The organism is Halorubrum sp. B52, from assembly GCF_059752555.1.
Genome location: NZ_MWTG01000008.1, coordinates 232,595 through 250,907, shown reverse-complemented (window position 1 = coordinate 250,907; position 18,313 = coordinate 232,595). Strand labels below are relative to the sequence as shown.

Below are 18,313 nucleotides of genomic sequence, written 5' to 3'. Positions count from 1 at the left end.
AGGGAGGCGGGGGAATCGCCTCGCGGTTCGCGTCTCCCTCACAGGTAGCCGAGCGCCTCGAGCCGGGCGCGCTCGCCCGTCTCGCCGTGGACCCGGCTCACCGGCAGCGGCTCGGGCGGTTCGAGCGCGGGGTCGAGGGTCCCGCGGTCGACGCCCGTCGCCTCGGCCCACGGGACGGCGAGGAGCGCCGGAACGGGGGTGTGCATGGGGTGGCCGTACAATCCCCACTCGCCGAAGAGGTTGCCGTGGTCGGCGGTGACCGCGACCCGGCCGTCGACGTTGTCGACGAGCGTCGCCACCTCGGCGAGGACGTGCCGGAGGTTCGCCTCGTAGGCGTCCCACACGCGCTCGACCGAGACCTCGCCGCGCCGGAGGAGCACCCACGGGTTCCCCTCGTTGCTGTGGTTCCCGGTCCGAGCCAGCCCGTCGTCGCCGTCGAGGGGATCCGGGACGAACGGGTGGTGCGGCTGCATGTAGTGGACGACGAGCCGATCCGGGTCGCGCTCGCGGGCCAGCGCGACCGCCCGGTCGGTCACGGCCGCCGCCGGCACGGTGCCGAGGGCGTCGTCCCACGCGTACTTCCACACCTCGTCGAGCGCGGCGAACGCGTCGACGTCGAGGTAGCGGTCGGTCCACGTGTTGCCCGTGACCATGACCGTCCGCGCCGTTTCGGGACGGCCGACGAACGTGTTCTCCAACCACTCCGAGGAGGAGCTCCCGACCGACCGGACCGTCTCGACCTCGCCGAGGAAGCCGAAGTCGGGCGCGACCGAGCGGAACAGGTCGGCCCGGCAGGCGTCGAGGACGACGAGGACGTCCCACTCGCGGTCGAAGGCGTTCGTCCCGTAGTCGAGCCGCCGACCGATCGCCTGCAGCCCGCGCAGGTAGGCGGTCCCGAGGCGGCTCATGCCCGGCTCCGTCACGACCGCCAGTTGGCGCGAGGCGACTAAACCGCTCCGGCGGGACACCTATACGTCTCCCCGCCTCGGTACGACCGTGAACTGTCTGTTCGTGGGGGCCGGGTCGATCTCGCCGGAGTACGCCGCCGGGCTGTCCGGGAGTTCTCTGTCGCTCGCCGGCGTCGTCGACCTCGACGGGGACCGCGCCGCCGCCCTCGCCGAGGACCACGGCTGCCCGTCGTTCGCCGATTTAGAGACGGCGCTTTCGGCGGTCGACGCGCCGCTCGTCGTGAACCTGACGAGCCACGCCGCCCACGCGCCGGTGACGCGGACCGCGCTGAAGGCCGACCGCCACGTCTACTCGCAGAAGCCGCTCGCGCTCGACGCCGACGAGGCGCGTGAGCTGGTGGCGCTCGCCCGCGACCGCGGGCTCGCGCTCGGCTGCGCGCCCGGGACGCCGCGGGCGCCCTCGCAGCGACGCGCGGGCCGGCTCCTCGCCGACGGCAGGCTCGGCCCGGTGGGACTCGGATACGCCCACGCCCACGTCGGTCGCGTGACCGACTGGCACGACCGCCCCGAGTCGTTCCTGGAGATCGGCCCGCTGTACGACGGGGCCGTGTATCCCCTCGAGCTGCTGGTGTTGTGGTTCGGCCCGGTCGAGCGCGTCCGAGTCGCCGACGCCCTCGACGTGTGGCCCGACCGGGAGGCCCGCCGCCCCTCGACGCCGAGCCACGTGGAGGCGACGCTGGCGTTCGCGGCGGGCCCGACCGTCAGGCTCACGGCCAGCTTCTACGCGCCCCACCGGAGCCGGGAGTTCTACGGGTTAGAACTCCACGGCGACGACGGCTCGCTGTACCTGAAGGGGACCGGCGCGATGGACGACGACCGCGACGCCGTCCGGTTCGGCCGGGTCGGGCGGGAGTACGTGAGCGCGCCGCCGGCGGCTCCCGAGGAGCCATACGAGTACGTCGACGCGGTGGAGCGCTTCGCCGCGTCGGTCGAGACCGGGTCCCCCTCGCGGGCCGGAGGGCGCCGGGGCGCCCACGTCGTCGCCGTCTGCAACGCGATCGAGGCGGCCGCCGAGGGCGACGGCCCGGTCGCGGTCGACGACTGCGGCGCGACGGCCGACCCCCCGCCGGCGCCGATGGTGCGGCCGGCGGCGTCGGAGGGATGTAATACGAACGAGGAGGGCGAGGAGACGTCGGGGCCCGCAGCGGTCCGCCTCCCCGCGGTCGGCTTCGGCTGCTCGCGCTACCGCGACGGGGAGTACGTCGAGCGCACCGACTCGATCGCGACCGCGCTCGATTCCGGCTACCGCCTCCTCGACTCCGCGGAGCTGTACGGCAACGAACATCGGATCGGGGAGCTGCTCGCCGCGCCGGGCGCGCCGGACCGCGAGCGCGTGTTCCTCCTCGGGAAGGCGTGGCGCACCAACCACCGCCGCGAGCACCTGCTCGCCGCCTGCGCGGGCAGCCGCGAGGAGCTCGGGATCGACGCGTTCGACTGCTACGCGCTCCACTGGCCGTCGGCGCTCGAACACCGGGGAGAACTGCGACGGCTCGCAGAGAAGCCGGTCGAGCGACAGGAAACGCTCACCTTCCCCGAGGACGCGGACGGCGGGCTCGCGACCGCCGACGTGTCGCTCGCGACCGCGTGGGAGAACCTGGAGGCCGTGTACGACAGAGGTTGGGCACGGACGCTCGGGGTCTGCAACGTCTCGCGGACGCAGCTGGAGACGGTGCTGGAGGCGGGCGAGGTCGACCCGGCCTTGGTGCAGGTGGAGCGACACCCCTACCGTCCCCGTGACGAACTCGTCGCGTTCTGCCACGAACGCGGGATCCGGGTCGTCGCGCACTCGCCGCTGTCGGCGCCCGGGCTCCTCGACGAGCCCATACTCGGCGAGATCGCCGACGACCGAGGGCTCTCGCCCGCCGAGGTCGTCGTCGCGTGGAACGCCTCCCGGGGAGTCGTCCCCATCCCGTCCAGCACCGCCGAGTCGCACGTCGTCTCGAACCTGGCCGCCGGGGGCGAGCGACTGACCGACGGCGAGGTCGCTCGGATCGACGCCCTGCGCGACCCCGACTTCGAGCGGTAAGGGGATCGCCTCCGACCCGACTCCGCCGGTCGGGGCGGTATTCCTATGTGACAGAAGTCCGTGTGTGTGGTATGGCAACGACCGAATCACGACAGTCCGCGATCGACGTCGGCTCGCTCACCGGCCTCCACTGGGTAGGGATCGTCGCGGCGTTAGTCACCGCCGCCGTCCACCTCCGTCTCGGCGTCGGGGGGCTCGCGTTGCCGCTGCGGATCGGCTTCCTCCTCGCCGGACTCGGCTTCGTCGGCGCGGTCGTGCTGGTGCTGCTCGACTATCGCCGTCGCACGGTGTACGCCGTCGGGATCCCCTTCACGCTCGTCCAGATCGTCTTGTGGTACGGCATCAACTTCGCGGGCGGGACGAAGTCGTTCCCGGCCGACGTCGGGACGCTCGGCGCCGTCGACAAGGTCGCGCAGGTCGTGTTGATCGCCGTCCTCGTCGCCCTCCTGCGCCGGTAGCCGTGCCGGACCGGGAGCGCCGACGGCGACGCTGGCGCACCGCCCCGGCGGCCGGAGCGAGCGTAAACGCGCCTCGAACCGCCGTAAACGCCGCCGTTTCGGACGGGGCAGGAGGCCGCGGGTAGATGGCCGAGGCCCGCCGACGACGGCCCCTCCGCGTCGGGATCGGCGTCGGGCTCCCGCTCGTCGCCGCGGTCGCGCTCGCCGCGCTCCTGTTGCGGCTGTTCCCCGCGGACGCGACGGGGCGGTGGGGGCTCTCCCCCGCCGTCGTCGCCGGCGTCTGCTGGGCCGGACAGCTCTGGTATGTCGGCTACGGCCTCGATCCGGAGGGGATAACCGACGGGTTCTGGCGGCGGCTGCTCGGGCTGGCGAACGCGGTCACGCTCGTGCGGGGCGCGCTGTACGCCGTCGTCGCCGGATTCGTCGTCGCGCCGCCGGAGACGACGCTCGCGTGGGTCCCGGCGCTGTGTTACGGGACCGGCGTCGCCCTCGACAACCTCGACGGGACCGTCGCCCGGACGGTCGGTCGGGAGACGGAGATCGGCCGCCGGCTCGACATGGCGTTCGACACGTTCGGGTTCGTCGCCGCGCCGCTCGTCGCCGTGGCGTGGGGGCTGCTCCCGGTCTGGTACCTCTCGGTCTCCGCCGCGCGCTACGTCTTCCGCGGGGCCGTGTGGCTGCGGCGCGCCCGCGGGCTCCCCGTCGGCGACCTCCCCGACAGCGACCTCGGAAAGTACCTCGCGGGCGTTCAGATGGTCTTCGTGACGGTCGCGCTCGTCCCGCCGGCGCCGACGGATCTCGTGTGGGCCCTCGCGCCCGTCGTCCTCGCCCCGTCGCTCGCGGTGTTTACGCGGGATTACCTCGCCGTCAGCGGGCGGCTTCCGGGCCGCGAGTGACCGCGGCGGGCGCTCACGAGTACTCCAGGACCACCTGGACCGTCGCGTCGGGCTCCGAGTCGAGCAGCTCGTACGCCTCCGGCGCGCGCTCGAAGGGGATCCGGTGAGTGATCAGCTCGTCGGCGGGGATCCGATCGAGCCGGTCGAGGGCCGCGTCCATGCGTCGGTCGCGGTCCCAGCGCCCTCGGAGTTCGGGGCTGATCGTCGACACCTGACTGGAGACGATGTCGATGCGGTCCCGGTGGAACCGCCCGCCGAGGTCGATCGGTTCGCGCTTGGTCCCGTACCACGAGCCGACGACGATCCGCGCGTCGTAGCCGACGACCCCGATCGCGTCGTCGAGCGCGCTCGGCTGGCCGGACAGCTCGATCGCGAGGTCGGCGCCGTCGACGGCGGAGCCCTCGTCGGCGAGGCCCGAACCGGCGGCGGCGCCGAGCTCGGCCGGCGTCGTCGTTCGGTCGGCGCCGAACTCCGCGGCGAGCGCCCGGCGGCGCTCGATCGGGTCGACCACGACGAGCGACTCCAGCGGGAACGCGGCCAGCAGTCGGGTGACGCAGAGCCCGATCACGCCGGCGCCGAACACCACGACCCGCTCTCCGAGTCTGGGCGCGGCGTCGAGGACGATGTTCGTCGCGGTCTCGACGGAGGGAAGGAGCGAGCCGGCCGCCAGCGTCGTTCCCGGCGGAAGCGCGACCACCGAGTCGGGGGTCGCGCGGAAGCGCGTCCGGTGGGGCACGAACGCGAACACCGACCGGCCGACCCAGTCCGGGTCGACGTCGGCGCCGACCTCTCGGACGACGCCGCTCGCGGCGTAGCCGTACTGAAGCGGGTACGAGAGGTCGCCGTCGAGCGCGTCGAGCGTCTCGTCGGCCGGGAAGTCGGCCGGCGTCTGGTCCCGGTACACGAGAAGCTCCGTGCCGGCGCTTATCGCCGACGTTCGGGTCTCGACGAGCAGTTCGCCGGCGGCCGGCGGGCCGACGGCCGTCTCCCGCACCTCGACGGTCTCCGGGCCCGTGAAGTAGAGCGCGGCGTCGGTCATCGGGTCGGGAACCCGGTCCGGTCGCGGGCGTCGCCCGAGCGAGGCACCGGGCTTCGGCTCGGCTGGTGGCGTGACACGTGGATCCCCACGGACCGTGCGATGTTAAGTCCTCGCGCCGTCCGGCGGGCCGGAGCGGTGTCGGAAAAAACGGAAGCGACGGCGGGCGTCGTCGGTCGGCCGCGCGGCGCCTAGCGGATGACGTCGAGGCCGTTGTTCTTCTCGGTCGGCTCGGTGCCGCCGTCGGACTCCCAGCCGCGGTCGGCGCCGCCCGAGGCCGTCGCGCCGGCGGTGCCGTTCGCCTCGGCGGCGCGCGAGCGCGAGTCGCCGAGGTCCTCGCCGTCGACCGCGGCGCGGGACTTGTCGGCCTGCTTCTGCGTCGAGGGGCCGAGCACCTGCGCGCTCTGGACGCCCGTCATGATCGCCATGACGCGGACCTTCCCCTTGTACTCGTCCTGGATGCGGGCGCCCCAGATCACGTTGGCGCTCGCTTCCAGCCGCTCGGTGATGTTGTTCGCGATCCCCTCGGCCTCCTTCAGCGTGAGGTCCGGGCCGCCCGTGATGTGGACGAGCCCGCCGGAGGCGCCGCGGTAGTCGACGTCCAAGAGCGGGTGGTTCATCGCGTCGTTGACCACCTCCTGAGTCTTGTTCTTGTCCTGGGTCTCGCCGACCAGCATGACTGCCACGCCGCCCTGGTTCATGATCGTGGACATGTCGGCGTAGTCCAGGTTGATGAGGCTCGGCTGGGTGATCGTCTCGGAGATCCCCTTCACCGTCTCCGCGATGATCTGGTCCATCACGGAGAACGCCTTCCCGATCGGCAGATTCGGCACGTAGTCGAGCAGCCGGTTGTTGTCGAGGACGATGATCGAGTCGGCCTCGTTGCGGAGGTCCTCTAACCCCTCCTCGGCTTTCACGGTACGGGCGCGCTCGACGTTGAACGGCGTCGAGACCATCCCGACGACGATGGCGCCCTGATCTTTGGCGATCTTCGAGACGACCGGCGCCGCACCGGTGCCGGTGCCGCCGCCCATCCCGGCGGTGACGAAGACGAGGTCGGCGTCGCCGAGCACCTCCTTGATCGTCCCCTGGGCCATCTCGGTTGCGCGCTCGCCCATCTTGGGGTCGCCGCCGGCGCCGAGCCCCTGCGTGAGCGACTTGCCCACGAGGATCTTGGTGTCGGCCTCGACCATCTTGAGGTGCTGTTTGTCCGTGTTGATCGCGACGGTGTCGGCGCCGTCGACGCCGATGTTGTACAGCCGGTTGATCGTGTTGTTCCCGGCGCCGCCGGCACCGACGATGACGATCCGGGGGTCCCCGAACTCGTCGTCGTCCATGTCGACGGAGTCCATGTCGCGCTTCTCCGCTTCCGCGTTGTCGAGGGCGTCCTGAACGAGATCTTGCATCAGTTTACACCTTCGCCCAGTTGCGGTTGCGGCCGCGCTCGTCGCGCTCGCCGTCCTGTTCGTTCAACATGTCGCGGACGGCCGACCGGATCGCCTCGCTCCGGTTCGGGAACTCGCCCGTCTCGACCATCTGTTCGACCTCGTCGATCTGCTGTTTCGGGATTCGTAGTGTCACACGCTCCATTGGTATTCCCCCGGTAAGACGGCGAACACGCGACGCGTGTGTCTTACAGCGACGGATCGCCCGCCTGCGGGGTCATCCCCGCCGCGGACGGCCGCTGTAAGACGACCGTCTTACGCAACTCAAAACACCGAGGCTACCATTATAAAACTATCGGCGGTTGTAAGACAACCACCGGAGGCGCCGTATTCCTGTCCCTACGGGACCGAGACCGGATTATCTGTCGTTTAATACGTCTGCGGCGGGCGTCCGCCGGCCGCAGCCGGGGCAGAACGCCCAGTCGGTCCGAAGCTCGTCACCGCACTCGCAGAACGCCCGGTGAGACTGCTTTTCACCGCAGTTCGGGCAGTACACGTGGTCTTCCGGGACGTTCTCTCCGCAGCCGCCGCAGGCGTTTTCGCCCGCACTCACCTTCGGCGGCGTCTTACGCGACTCCGTCTCGGCGTCCGCCGACGTCTCACGCGTCACACGGGCGTCGGCGGCGTCGGCGTCAGGAGCGTCGAGAGAGACGTTCACGTTGATCTCGGCCGGGCCTCCGGACGCATACGCCGCGTCGGACGGGACGGACCGCCCCCCGAGGCGGTCGGCTAACGCGGCGTCGAGCCGATCCGCGATGAGGTCGTCGACGCGGTCGGCTAACGCGGCGTCGACCGTCTCGTCGGCGGTCGACCCCGCGTCGGGGGCTGTCGCCTCCTCGGCGTCGTCGAGGTGGGTGCGGAGGGCCTCCCGCATCACCTCGCTCTTGGAGGCGTCACACGCTTCCAGCCGCTCGACCAGATCGTCGTCGGCCCGGAAGGTGATCTTACTCATACGAACGCCATATCGACCGCACTACAAGTATCTTCCCCCCGATATCGGACGATCGCTCCGAGACGTTTCAGCCCCCGGAAACGAGCGCACCGAGCCGCCGCGGTCGGCGAAAATCATGCGACACGGTCACACGTGTGTCTGACGCAGATTTATACGGCCCGCGTGGGCATACGTTTGTATAATGAGTAACCGCGTCGAGGACCTCGAACGACAGGTCGCGGAGCTGCAGGCGGCGGTCAACGGGCTCACGGAGGAGCTGGTCGAAATGAAGGAGCGCGTCCGACAGGTCGAGGACGCCCAGGAGGTGTCCGTGCGGGCGGACGCCGCGGACGAGGAAGCGCGAGAGGCCGCCGACGCCGCGGCGGAGTCGACCGCGGACGAGCCGGCCGAGTCGTCCGACGGCGAGCGGCGGACGCACTCCGACGACCACGTCGAGGTCGTCGAGCGGACCGGCAGCGAGGACGCGGAGACGAACGCGAACGCTGACGCCGAAGCCGAGAGCGGCGACGACATGGTCGTCCCCGAGCAGGAGGCGACGACGCCGGACGCGGAGGCCGGCGGGTCGGAGGCGGAGAGCGACGACGAGGAGTCGGACAGCGACATCATCGTCGCGTAATTCGCCTCCACATCCCCGCGTCACATGCACATCACTGAAGTCGTTCTGGACGGGTTCAAGAGCTTCGGGCGGACGACGAGGATCCCCTTTTACGACGACTTCACGGTCGTCACGGGACCGAACGGCTCCGGCAAGTCGAACATCATCGACGGGGTCCTCTTCGCGCTCGGGCTGGCTCGCACCCGCGGGATCAGAGCGAAGAAGCTCACCGACCTGATCTACAACCCCGGCCACGACGACGGCGAGGGCTCCGGCGGCCCGAACGAAGCCTCGGTGACGGTGGTGCTCTCGAACGAGGACGGGACGCTCGACCGGTCGCAGGTCGTCTCCGCGGCCGGCACGGAGAACGTCGGCGACGTCTCCGAGATCACGATCAAGCGCCGCGTGAAGGAGACCGAGGACAACTACTACTCGTACTACTACCTCAACGGGCGCTCGGTGAACCTCTCGGACGTGCAGGACCTGCTCGCGGCCGCCGGCGTGACGCCGGAGGGGTACAACGTCGTGATGCAGGGCGACGTCACCGAGATCATCAACATGACCCCGTACCAGCGGCGGGGGATCATCGACGAGATCGCCGGCGTCGCCGAGTTCGACGAGAAGAAGGAGGCCGCCTACGAGGAGCTCGACACGGTCGAAGACCGGATCGGCGAGGCCGACCTCCGGATCGGCGAGAAGCGGGACCGGCTCGACCGGCTGTCCGACGAGCGGGAGACCGCCCTGCAGTACCAGGAGTACCGCGAGGAGTTAGAGGAGTACCGCGGCTTCCTCAAGGCCTCCGAGTTAGAGGAGAAGCGCGAGGCGCTCGACGGCGTCGAGGACGACATCGACGAGGCGGAGGCCGAGCTCGCGGAGCTCCGCGAGGAGCTCGACGCGAGACAGGGGAAGCTCACCCGCTTAGAGGAGGATCTGGCCGACCTCAACCACGAGATCGAGACGAAAGGCGAGGACGAGCAGATCCGGATCCGGTCGGAGATCGAGGAGGTGAAAGGCGAGATCTCGCGGCTGGAGGACAAGATCGAGGCGGCCGAGGAGCGCGCCGCGGAGGCGGAGACGGAGCGGCGCGACGCCTTCGTCCAGATCGACCGGAAGGAGGAGACGATCGAGGAGCTCGAATCGGAGATCCGCGAGGTGAAAGTCGAGAAGGCGTCCGTCAAGTCCGAGATCGCGACGAAGCGGTCGGAGCTGGCTGACGTCGAGGCCGAGATCGAGGGCGCCGACACCGAGTTCGACGAGCTGAAAGCCGAGCTCGCCGAGAAGAAGGAGGCGATCGAGTCGCTGCGCGAGACGAGAAACGAGAAGCAGCGCGAGAAGGACCGCCTGCTCGACGAGGCGCGCCGGCGCTCGAACGCGGTGAGCGAGGCCCGGACCGAGCTGGAGGAGGCCCGCGAGTCGCTGCCGGAGCACAAGGCGCGGATCTCGGAGCTCCACAGCGAGCTCGACAAGGCCGAGAAGAACGAGGAGACGATCGAGGAGGCGGTCGCGGACCTCTTCGCGGAGAAGGCGGAGAAGAGCGAGGACCTGGAGGCGGTCGAGGAGGAGCTCCGCGAGAAGCAGAACGAGTACGCCAAGCTGGAGGCGGCCGCCGACCAGCGCGGCGACACCTCCTGGCCGCGCGCGGTGACGGAGGTGAAGAACGGCGGCATCGACGGGGTCCACGGCGCGGTCGGCGAGCTGGGCTCGGTCGAGGCCGAGTACGCGGAGGCGTGTGAGACGGCCGCCGGCGGCCGGCTCGCGAACGTCGTCGTCGACGACGACGGCGTCGGCTCGACGTGTATCGACTACCTCAAGCGGCGGAACGCGGGGCGGGCCACGTTCCTCCCGATCACGGAGATGGACGACCGGAGCCTCCCGCGGAAGCCCTCGCTGCCGGGCGTCGTCGACTTCGCGCGGAACCTCGTCGACTACGACGCCGCGTACGCCTCGGTGTTCTCGTACGTGCTCGGCTCGACGCTCGTCGTCGAGGACATGGACACCGCCCGCGAGCTGATGGGGGACTACCGGATGGTCACCCTCGACGGCGACCTCGTCGAGAAGTCCGGCGCGATGACGGGGGGCTCCGGCGGCGGTTCGCGGTACGCGTTCACGAAGTCCGGCGGCGGGAAGCTCGAACGGCTCGCGACGGAGATATCGGGGCTGGAAGACGAGCGCCAGTCGCTGCAGGCGGAGATCGACGACCTCGCGGACGACATCGACGACGCGCGCGACCGGAAGGCCGACGCCGCCGAGCGCGTCCGGTCGCTGGAGGCCGACGTCGAGCGCGCCGAGGACGACCTGTCCGACGCCGAAGACCGCATCGACGAGCTGGAGACCGAGCTCGAAGAGCTGGAGGCCGAACGCGAGTCCGTCGACGAGGAGATGAGCGATCTGGACGGGGAGCTCGACGAGCTCGATTCGGAGATCGCGGAGTTAGAGGGCGAGATCGAGGAGATCGAGGCGGAGCTCGCCGACTCGAAGATCCCGGAGCTCTCCGAGCGCGCCGACGAGATCCGCGCCGAGATCGCGGACCTGGAAGACCGGATGAGCTCGCTCGACGGGCGACGGAACGAGCTGGAGTTGGAGAAGGGGTACGCCGAGGACGCCGTCGACGAGCTCCACGACGCCGTCGAGGAGGCGCAGAACCGGAAGGCCGAGGCGGAGGAGGCGGTCGCCGAGCACGAGGCCGCGATCGAGGAGCGGGAGGCCGACCTCGCGGAGAAGAAGGAGGCGATCGCCGACTTAGAGGAGGAGCTCACGGAGCTGAAGGCCGACCGCGAGGACCTCCGCGAGGAGATCAAGGCGGCGACCCGCGAGCGCGACGAGCAGCGCTCGCTCGTCGCCGAGGCGGAGTCCGACCTCGAGGACCTGACCGACCGCCGCGACCGACTGGACTGGGAGATCGACGAGCTGGAGTCGCAGGTCGGCGAGTACGACGCCGACGAGATCCCGGACCTCGACGAGGTCGAGTCCCGGATCGAGGAGCTGGAGGCCGAGATGGAGGCGTTAGAGCCCGTCAACATGCTCGCGATCGACGAGTACGACGAGGTGCAGGAGGCGCTCGATCAGCTCCAGGAGCGCCGGGACGTGCTCGTCGAGGAGCGCGACGCCATCGAGGAGCGCATCGAGGGGTACGAGGCGGCGAAGAAGGAGACGTTCATGGCGACGTTCGAGTCGATCAACGACCACTTCGAGGAGATCTTCGCGCGCCTCTCGGCCGGCAGCGGCGAGCTCCTCTTAGAGAACCCCGCGGACCCGTTCGAGGAGGGGTTGACGATGAAGGCGCAGCCCGCGGACAAGCCGGTCCAGCGGCTCGACGCGATGAGCGGCGGCGAGAAGTCGCTGACCGCCCTCTCCTTCATCTTCGCCATCCAGCGGCACAACCCGGCGCCGTTCTACGCGCTCGACGAGATCGACGCGTTCCTCGACGCGGTCAACGCCGAGCGCGTCGGCGAAATGATCGAGGAGCTGGCCGCGGACGCGCAGTTCGTCGTCGTCGGCCACCGCTCCGCGCTGTTGGAGCGCTCCGACCGCGCCATCGGCGTCACGATGCAGGGCGACAACCTCTCCGCGGTCACCGGGATGCAGTTCGGCGACGACGGCGACGAGGAGGTGACCGCGGATGACTGAGCCGCCGGAGTCGGCGGGAGGCGTCCCCGACCTCGACCTGACGAGCGAGCGCGACGGGGGGTCGCGGGGCGGAGCGATGCCGGAATCGCCCGGGAGCGGTGAGACGGCCGCGAGCGACTCGGAACGGGACGTTGGAGACGGTACCGATAGGACCGAGTCAGAGGGAGGGGAGTCCGAAGCGCCCGGCGAGGACGGCGAGGTCGAGCCCGTCGAGCTCCTCGTCCAGCTCGCCGAGGAGGGCGAGATCGAGCCGTGGGACATCGACATCGTGCAGGTGACGGACGCCTTCTTGGAGCGGCTCGACGAGACGGACCTCCGGACGACGGGGCGCGCGCTGTTCTACGCCAGCGTCCTGTTGCGGATGAAGAGCGACGGAATGTTAGCCGACGACGACGATGACGACGAGGAGCCCGAGCCGGAGCCGTGGGAGGTCGCCATGGAGGGCGGCGCGCCGGATCCCGCCGACGGCGACTTCGACCCGGTAAACGAATTGGAGGCGGAGATGGACCGACGGCTCGACCGGAAGAGCACCCGGGGGTCGCCGGAGACGCTCGACGAGCTGGTCCGGGAGCTCCGCGAGGCCGAGCGCGGATCGTGGTGGAAGGACTCGCGCGAGTACGACACCTCCGAGTCGCCGCACGGGTACGACCGCGGCACGCAGACGCTCGACTACCACACGGGCGACGAGTTCCGGCGCGACGGGGAGCCGACCGCGGGCGAGGCGACCGACCGCACCCACGACGAGGACATCGAGGAGGTGATAGTGGAGATCGACAACGCCCTCCGGACCCACTTCGACCGCGGGCGCACGGAGGTGCTGTTCGGGGAGATCGAGAGCGCGGGCGGGCGCCCCTTCATGACGTACCTCGCGCTGCTGTTCATGGCCCACCGCGGCTCGGTGCGGCTCCAGCAGGACGACCTGTTCGGCGATCTGTGGGTGAAAGACCCCGCGGCGATGACCGGAGAGTCGGAAGCGATAGCGGACTAGTACGTTTTCGAGGTCGTACCCTGTCGTTTAGAGATGAATACTGACAGACCGGCGGAGAACGCCTCCAAAGCCCCAGCCGCGCTCGGCTCCCACAGCTCGCTGCGGTCCTCAGTCGGTCGCTAACGCTCCCTCCTTGCGGTCCTTACGTCGCTGGGGTTCGCCGAGCGCGGCTGCCCCTTTGAATCCCACCCGACCGCGCCGCAACCGCAGCCTCACACCTCCCCAGCCTCGTCGCCGGACTACGTCCGGCTGCCAGAGGCGCGAAGCGCCTCGCTGCGGCTCCCTTCGGTCGCCGCGTCCCGCGCACGCGCTGTTCGCGCCCGATGGGCGCTCACAGGCGCGCGCCACCGCACCAGCGGAGTTGTTTATAAGTAGTCGCCCAGCAGCGGCTCGACGCGCTCGCGGGTGTCCTCCGGGATCGCCTCGGTCGGGGTGTTGACGGTGCCCGCCAGCGACGTGTGCGCGTCGCACTCCAGGTCGTCCGGGAGCGTTCGGACCGCCTCCTCGACGGCGGCCTTGATCGCCTTTTGATTCTTCTCGGCGTTCTCCAGCACCTCTTCGAGCGTCACCTCGCTGTCCTCCTTCCAGACGTCGTAGTCGGTGACGCCGGCGATCGTCGCGTAGGCGATCTCGGCCTCGCGGGCGAGCTTCGCCTCCGGGATCGCGGTCATGCCGACGAGGTCCCACCCCTGCGACTTGTAGAACTCCGACTCCGCGCGCGTCGAGTACTGCGGGCCCTCGATGCAGACGTACGTGCCGCCCTCCACGACGTCGGTGTCGGCGGGCGCGGCCGACTCGGCGGCCTCGGTGAGGTGGTCGACGAGTTCGGGGCTGTACGGGTCCGCGAACGGCTGGTGGACGACGACGCCGTCGCCGTAGAAGGAGAGGTCGCGGCGCTTGGTCCGGTCGTAGATCTGGTCGGGGACGACGAGCGTGCCGGGCGCTAACTCCTCTTTCAGGCTCCCCACCGCGTTCGACGCGAAGACGTGGGTGACGCCGGCCTTCTTCAGCGCGTACATGTTCGCGCGGTACGGGAGGTCGGTGGGCGAGACGCCGTGCTCGGAGCCGTGTCGCGGGAGGAAGGCGACCTCCTTGCCGGTGTCGGCGAACTCCCCGATCGTGATCGCGTCGCTCGGTTCGCCGTAAGGGGTGTCGTACGCCACCTCGCGCACGTCGTTCAGCGGGAGCGCCTCGTAGATGCCGCTGCCGCCGATGAAGCCGATGGTGCTCATACCCGGACTCCGACCGCTCGCTACTTATAAGAAGTGAACGCGGGCGGAGAAGGAGTGAACGCGGGCGGGGACCGTCGCGAAGAAGGAACCGAATCAGGCCGGGCTCGCCGTCTCCGCTTCGATCTCGGCCTCGATGAGGTCCCTCGTGTTCTCCAGATGGGTCCTGAGCTGGCGCTCGTTGTACCGCCTCGCGACCGGTTCGAGGAGGCGGTCGCGCAGCGAGTCGCCCATCTCGTACTCGGTCCGATGGAGGATCCGGGTCCCGTCGCCGCTCGCGACGTAGCGGTTGCGCGTTTCGCCGCGCATCCCGTCGCTGTCGATCGCGACCGCGATCTCCGCGTTCGGTTCGACGACGGTCAGCTCCATCTCCATCTCGGTCGCGATCCCGAGCAGCTTGTACGTCGCGCGCATCTCGGCCCCGGTCTCGGTCTCGCTCAGCACCTCGAAGTCGCGCAGACCGGCCATCGTTCGCGGCCAGTTCTCGGGGGTACTGTCGAACGCGAAGACGCGTTCGACGGGCGCTGCGATCTCGATCTCGTACTCGAATGTTGTCATATTACTCAACTCGGTCGTCGAACCGAACGGTGCGGTCGCTGCCGTCTCGAAGCGGTCGCCTCGGTCGACTCGCATATGTAGGATCTCTGAGGTATTAAACGGGCGCTCACCGCGTAGAGACGGTCTGCTCGCGGAGAACGTTCGAGACGGCGGTCACAGCAGCCACCGCACCGCCGCCAGCGCGAGCGCGCTCACGACGAGCAGGTGGACGAGGACCGCGCCGACGGCGGCCCCGCCGACCTCGCGCATCTCGCGGACCCGTATCGAGAGCCCGAGGCCGACGAACGCCAGCGTGAACAGCGCGTCCGACACGCGTCCGATCGACTCCAACACGGCCGGCGAGAGGAGCCCGCTGTTCGCGATCGCGGCGACCGCGAGGAAGCCGAGGAGGAACTTCGGGAACTCCGCCCACAGCCGGCGCACGCCCGGTTCGGTCGCCGACCGCGCCGTGTACGCCAGCGAGTAGGCGACGGCGACGCCGCCCAACAGGGAGTTGCGCGCGAGCTTCGTCACGGTCGCCCACTGGCCCGCTTCCGGCGAGTGGGCGAACCCCGCGGCCGCGACGGGACCGGTCGAGAACATGCTCACGCCGGCCCAGACGCCGAACTGGCGGCCGGTGAGTCCGAGCCACTCGCCGGCGATCGGGAACGCGACGAGCGTGACGGCGTCGAAGAGGAGCACGGTCGCCGCCGCGAACGTGATCGCCGACCCGCGCGCGTCGAGCACGCGCCCGATCGCGACGACCGCGGAGACCCCGCAGATGCTCGCGCCCGCCGCCAGCAGCGAGGGCGTGGTCCCGTCGAGCCGGAAGAGCGCGCGCGCGATCAGTTCGGCCAGCAGGAGCCCGCCGCCGACCGCGACGACGACCATGCCGAGCACGGTCGGTCCCGCGACGAGGAACTCCTCGACGACGACGGCGGCGCCGAGCAGGACGATCCCGGTCTCTAAGAACAGCTTGTCGACGCCGACGCCCGGTTTCGCGAGATCGGGCGTCCCGACCGCGTTGCCGACGAGCGCGCCGAGCGCGACCGCGACGACGAGCGGCTGGAGCCCGTCGACCGCGCCGGCGACGACGTGGGCGAGAAGCGCCCCGACGGCCAGCAGCGCGAGCCCGGGGACGTACGGTCGAGCGGCGGCGACGACGCGCATCAGAAGAGGCCCGCGGCCTGTCCCGCGAGGTGAGCGGCGACGATCCCCAGCCCGAGCGCGAGCGCCTGCCACCCTCGGTCGAGCGCGGTCCATCGGTCGACGATCGGCGATCCGGTGCCGCGAGCGTCGTCCGTGTCGGTGGTCCCACTCCCGGCGTCGCCCGCGCCCTCGCCGGCGGCGCGCGGTCCGTCGGCGGCGTCCCCTGTCATGCCAGCGGGTCGGCGCGCTCGGTATTTATAAGAACGGACTCGGGCAGCGCGGGCGCCCGGCCCGGGACCGAAAGAGGCAGGTTCCGGGCGGTCGTCTCACGGACGCGCGGATGCCGACCACACAGATCAAGGACCCGGTGCACGGCTACGTGGAGCTGCCGGACGCGCTCGTCGACGGGGTCGTCGACACCCGCCCGTTCCAGCGGCTGCGGTACGTCCGCCAGCTCTCGGCGACGCACCTCGTCTACCCCGGGGCGAACCACACGCGGTTCGAGCACTCGCTCGGCGTCTACCACCTCGGCCGCACCGTCTTCGAGAACCTCCGCCGGCAGTCGTACTTCGCGCGGGGCGCGACGACCGACGAGCTAGAGGAGATCCAGCGCACGCTGGAGTGCGCCTGCCTGCTCCACGACGTCGGCCACCCGCCCTTCTCGCACCTCTCCGAGGGGTTCCTCGACGAGGGAATCTTGCGGGAGCGGATCGTCGACACCGGGCTCGTGGACGCCTTCGACCGGGCGGGCGTCGGCGGCGCGCCGCTCCGGTCGGCGAGCCCGCACGAGCTGCTCGGCTGCGTCCTCATCGTCGAGGAGTACGGCGACGCGCTGCGCTCGTTCGACGTCGACCCGTTCGAGGTGTGCGCGTACGTCCTCGGCTACAGCCTCGCGTACGAGCGCGGCGCGCCCTGGCAGTACGGGGTCGGCGCGCAGCTGCTCCACTCCCCCATCGACGTCGACCGGCTCGACTACATCACCCGCGACAACCGCATGACCGGCGCGGGCGTGTTGAGCTTCGACGTCGACCGCATGGTCGACGCCTACACCGCCCACCCCGAGGCGGGGCTGGCGCTCACCGAGAAGGCGCTCTCGACCATCGGCAACTACCTCGAGGGCCGGATCGCGCTGTACATGTGGGTCACCCAACACCACAAGGCCGTCTACGCCAACCGCCTCCTCCAGGAGCTGCTCGGCGAGTACGAAGCCGTGGTCGGCGAGAGCCCGGTGACCGTCGACGGCGTGCTCTCCCGGGAACTGGACGACAACGCGGTGCTCGAACGGCTCCGGACCGCCGCCCGCGACCACCCCGACTCGACGCTCGCGTCGATGTACGACCGGTTCCGCGGGCGGCGATTCCCGGCCACCTGCTGGAAGCACCGGATCGCGCTCGCCGACCGGATCGGCGGCGACCTCGGCGGCGGTCGGGGCGCCGGGGGCGACGGCGGGGGACGCGCCCCCGACCTCGACGAGTTCACGGCGTGGCTCACCGAGGGCGACGACCGGCTGGAGCGGCTCCTCGCCGACGCGCTCGACGTGCCGGTCCACGAGGTGTGGATCGATCGCTCGTACGTGCCCGCGTACGACCCCGACGAGCTGGAGGACATCCCCATCGCCTACGGCGGAACGACGCGCTCGGTGGGCGACTGGGGGTTGTACGGCGACCGCGCGTTCGACGTGCCGATCCCCTTCGTGTTCGTCCCCGACGGGACGAAGCGACGGGCGATCCGCGTCCTCCGGGAGGCGTTCGAGCGGGAGGTCGGCGAAGCGACGCGAGCGTGACCCGGTCCGGAGCCGTCGATCTCCCGGGTTAAATAATCGCTCGAACGACGGGGAGGGAACGTCGCGACCGGCGCGAGGGCGAGTCGGTAAACGGTGTCAACGGGGGGAAGGCCGAACGAGGTCAACGGGGGGAAGGCCGAACGGTGTCAACGGGGGGAAGGCCGAACGAGGTCAACGGGGGGAGCGGTGTCAGTGAGGAGGAACCCGAACGGTCAGGAAAGCGGCCGTTATCGACCGGGGGCGTTCCCCGCGGCAGCGCCGGCGGCCTCGCCCGCGCCCTCGGCCGCGTCGCTTCCGCCGGGGGTCAGGCCGCTGATCGTCTCGCCGATGCCGCCGGCCGCGTCGCCGGCGGCGGAGCCGACCTCGGCGAGGATCTCCTGCACGAACGCGGGGGCCTGCGAGGCGGCGTCCGCCGGCGGACCGGCCTGCAGGGCCACCTGCGCCGCGTCGGTTGCGAGCGTTGCCGTCGTGAGCGGGTCTGTTTCGAACATCGCGACTCGTCGTAGCGGGTGATTGGATAAAAGGGAGGCAGGCCCTGCAGCCGATTTTAGCCCGATTTCGACCCATTTTAGCCGGTCACATCCGGCTCAATTCGGATAGCGACCTCGCGTCTCGTCGGAGGCC

Annotated in this window: 17 protein-coding genes; 7 read left to right on the top strand and 10 right to left on the bottom strand. The window is 70.5% G+C overall.

Annotated features, from left to right (window positions below; all coding sequences use genetic code 11):
• Window positions 1-38 precede the first annotated feature (38 nt).
• Window positions 39-908 carry an alkaline phosphatase family protein gene (locus B4V04_RS07015; RefSeq protein WP_498230837.1) on the bottom strand — a complete coding sequence of 290 codons (870 nt, stop codon included), beginning with the start codon at window positions 906-908 and terminating at the stop codon, window positions 39-41.
• Window positions 909-996: 88 nt separating this feature from the next.
• Here B4V04_RS07015 and B4V04_RS07010 point away from each other — a divergent pair, with 88 nt between their 5' ends.
• From B4V04_RS07010 to B4V04_RS07000, 3 genes are all read left to right on the top strand, one after another.
• Window positions 997-2,994: an aldo/keto reductase gene (locus B4V04_RS07010; protein WP_498230365.1), complete on the top strand. Its 1,998-nt coding sequence runs from the start codon at window positions 997-999 to the stop codon at window positions 2,992-2,994.
• A gap of 71 nt (window positions 2,995-3,065) precedes the next feature.
• Window positions 3,066-3,452 (top strand): DUF7475 family protein, encoded by a 387-nt coding sequence (locus B4V04_RS07005; RefSeq protein ID WP_498230363.1) that lies wholly within the window; start codon window positions 3,066-3,068, stop codon window positions 3,450-3,452.
• A gap of 125 nt (window positions 3,453-3,577) precedes the next feature.
• Entirely contained in the window at window positions 3,578-4,348 is a 771-nt protein-coding gene (locus B4V04_RS07000) for a CDP-alcohol phosphatidyltransferase family protein (RefSeq protein WP_498230361.1), read from the top strand.
• A 13-nt stretch (window positions 4,349-4,361) separates the two neighbouring features.
• Here the strand turns inward: B4V04_RS07000 and B4V04_RS06995 are convergent, their stop codons facing one another.
• The 4 genes from B4V04_RS06995 to B4V04_RS06980 all read right to left on the bottom strand — a co-directional run bounded on the left by B4V04_RS06995 (window position 4,362) and on the right by B4V04_RS06980 (window position 7,781).
• Window positions 4,362-5,387, bottom strand: a complete 1,026-nt coding sequence (locus B4V04_RS06995; protein ID WP_498230360.1) for a zinc-dependent alcohol dehydrogenase — start codon at window positions 5,385-5,387, stop codon at window positions 4,362-4,364.
• 188 nt (window positions 5,388-5,575) lie between these two features.
• Window positions 5,576-6,790 (bottom strand): cell division protein FtsZ, encoded by a 1,215-nt coding sequence (ftsZ, locus tag B4V04_RS06990; RefSeq protein ID WP_498230358.1) that lies wholly within the window; start codon window positions 6,788-6,790, stop codon window positions 5,576-5,578.
• Between the two features lie 4 nt (window positions 6,791-6,794).
• Window positions 6,795-6,974, bottom strand: a complete 180-nt coding sequence (cdrS, locus tag B4V04_RS06985; RefSeq protein ID WP_004595187.1) for a transcriptional regulator CdrS — start codon at window positions 6,972-6,974, stop codon at window positions 6,795-6,797.
• 213 nt (window positions 6,975-7,187) lie between these two features.
• Window positions 7,188-7,781 carry a double zinc ribbon domain-containing protein gene (locus B4V04_RS06980; protein WP_498230356.1) on the bottom strand — a complete coding sequence of 198 codons (594 nt, stop codon included), beginning with the start codon at window positions 7,779-7,781 and terminating at the stop codon, window positions 7,188-7,190.
• 181 nt (window positions 7,782-7,962) lie between these two features.
• Here B4V04_RS06980 and B4V04_RS06975 point away from each other — a divergent pair, with 181 nt between their 5' ends.
• Genes B4V04_RS06975 through B4V04_RS06965 form a run of 3 tightly spaced genes read left to right on the top strand, consistent with a single transcriptional unit; the run spans window position 7,963 to window position 12,991 of the window.
• Window positions 7,963-8,397 (top strand): DUF7518 family protein, encoded by a 435-nt coding sequence (locus B4V04_RS06975; RefSeq protein WP_498230355.1) that lies wholly within the window; start codon window positions 7,963-7,965, stop codon window positions 8,395-8,397.
• Window positions 8,398-8,421: 24 nt separating this feature from the next.
• Window positions 8,422-12,003 (top strand): chromosome segregation protein SMC, encoded by a 3,582-nt coding sequence (smc, locus tag B4V04_RS06970; protein WP_498230354.1) that lies wholly within the window; start codon window positions 8,422-8,424, stop codon window positions 12,001-12,003.
• Window positions 11,996-12,991, top strand: coding sequence for a segregation/condensation protein A (locus tag B4V04_RS06965; RefSeq protein ID WP_498230353.1), 996 nt, complete (start codon window positions 11,996-11,998; stop codon window positions 12,989-12,991). The genes smc and B4V04_RS06965 overlap by 8 nt, the downstream gene beginning before the upstream one ends.
• A 365-nt stretch (window positions 12,992-13,356) precedes the next feature.
• On the opposite strand, the gene mtnP is transcribed toward B4V04_RS06965, so the two are convergent.
• From mtnP to B4V04_RS06945, 4 genes are all read right to left on the bottom strand, one after another.
• Window positions 13,357-14,223 carry an S-methyl-5'-thioadenosine phosphorylase gene (gene mtnP / locus B4V04_RS06960; RefSeq protein WP_498230351.1) on the bottom strand — a complete coding sequence of 289 codons (867 nt, stop codon included), beginning with the start codon at window positions 14,221-14,223 and terminating at the stop codon, window positions 13,357-13,359.
• A 93-nt stretch (window positions 14,224-14,316) separates the two neighbouring features.
• A complete protein-coding gene (locus B4V04_RS06955) occupies window positions 14,317-14,778 on the bottom strand; it encodes an SRPBCC family protein (RefSeq protein WP_498230350.1) in 462 nt (153 codons plus the stop codon).
• 153 nt (window positions 14,779-14,931) lie between these two features.
• Window positions 14,932-15,927: a YeiH family protein gene (locus B4V04_RS06950; RefSeq protein ID WP_498230348.1), complete on the bottom strand. Its 996-nt coding sequence runs from the start codon at window positions 15,925-15,927 to the stop codon at window positions 14,932-14,934.
• Window positions 15,927-16,136: a hypothetical protein gene (locus tag B4V04_RS06945; RefSeq protein WP_498230346.1), complete on the bottom strand. Its 210-nt coding sequence runs from the start codon at window positions 16,134-16,136 to the stop codon at window positions 15,927-15,929. The genes B4V04_RS06950 and B4V04_RS06945 overlap by 1 nt, the downstream gene beginning before the upstream one ends.
• Before the next feature lie 110 nt (window positions 16,137-16,246).
• On the opposite strand from B4V04_RS06945, the gene B4V04_RS06940 reads away from it, so the two are divergent.
• Entirely contained in the window at window positions 16,247-17,689 is a 1,443-nt protein-coding gene (locus tag B4V04_RS06940; RefSeq protein WP_498230344.1) for an HD domain-containing protein, read from the top strand.
• A 227-nt stretch (window positions 17,690-17,916) separates the two neighbouring features.
• Here the strand turns inward: B4V04_RS06940 and B4V04_RS06935 are convergent, their stop codons facing one another.
• Window positions 17,917-18,180, bottom strand: coding sequence for a hypothetical protein (locus B4V04_RS06935; RefSeq protein WP_144799668.1), 264 nt, complete (start codon window positions 18,178-18,180; stop codon window positions 17,917-17,919).
• Between the last annotated feature and the right edge of the window lie 133 nt (window positions 18,181-18,313).